The organism is Kitasatospora sp. NPDC127060 (assembly GCF_042724935.1).
GTDB lineage: Bacteria > Actinomycetota > Actinomycetes > Streptomycetales > Streptomycetaceae > Kitasatospora.
The window spans coordinates 1-1075 of the sequence record NZ_JBHXEG010000203.1; the positions used below are offsets into that span (position 1 = coordinate 1).

Sequence of the window (1075 nt, forward strand, 5' to 3'; positions counted from 1 at the left end):
GGTGCCGGTCGGGCGGTCGTTACGGCAGGTTGCGGGCCATCACGATGCGCTGGACCTGGTTGGTGCCCTCGTAGATCTGGGTGATCTTCGCGTCCCGCATCATCCGCTCCACCGGGTAGTCCCGCGTGTACCCGTAACCACCCAGCAACTGCACCGCGTCCGTGGTCACCTCCATCGCCACGTCCGACGCGAAGCACTTCGCCGCCGCACCGAAGAACGTCAGATCCGCGTCCCCACGCTGCGACTTCGCCGCCGCCACGTACGTCATCTGCCGCGCGGCCTCCAGCTTCATCGCCATGTCCGCCAGCATGAACTGCACACCCTGGAACTCCGCGATCGCCTTCCCGAACTGCTTGCGCTCCTGGACGTAGCCCTTCGCGTAGTCCAACGCCCCCTGCGCGATGCCCACCGCCTGCGCCGCGATCGTCACCCGGGTGTGGTCCAGCGTCCGCATCGCCGTCGCGAAGCCCGTACCCTCCGCACCGATCATCCGGTCCGCCGGGATCCGCACGTTGTCGAAGTACACCTCACGCGTCGGCGAACCCTTGATCCCCAGCTTCTTCTCCGGCGCACCGAACGACACCCCCTCGTCGCCCTTCTCCACCACGAACGCCGAGATCCCCTTCGAACGCATCGAAGGGTCGGTGACGGCCATGACGGTGTAGAACTCCGACACACCCGCGTTGGTGATCCAGCGCTTCACCCCGTTCAGCACCCAGAAGTCACCGTCACGCACCGCACGCGTCTTCATCCCCGCCGCGTCCGAACCCGCCTCCGGCTCCGACAGGCAGTACGAGAACATCCCCTCGCCCCGCGCCAGCGCCCCCAGGTACTTCGCCTTCAGCTCCTCCGAACCCGACAACTGCACCGGCAGCGACCCCAGCTTGTTCACCGCCGGGATCAACGACGACGAGCCGCACACCCGCGCGACCTCCTCGATCACGATCACCGTCGCCAGCGCGTCCGCACCCGCACCCCCGTACACCTCCGGCACGTGCACCGCATGCAGATCGTTGCCCGTCAGCGCGTCCAACGCCTCCTGCGGGAACCGCCCCTGCTCGTCCACCTCCGCCGC

The 1075-nt window shown here is 67.8% G+C and carries 1 protein-coding gene; it reads right to left on the bottom strand.

From position 1 onward, the window contains the following. Nucleotides 1-19 precede the first annotated feature (19 nt). On the bottom strand, nucleotides 20-1075 hold a 1056-nt coding region (locus tag ACFWIS_RS40725), incomplete at its 5' end, for an acyl-CoA dehydrogenase family protein (RefSeq protein WP_380464164.1).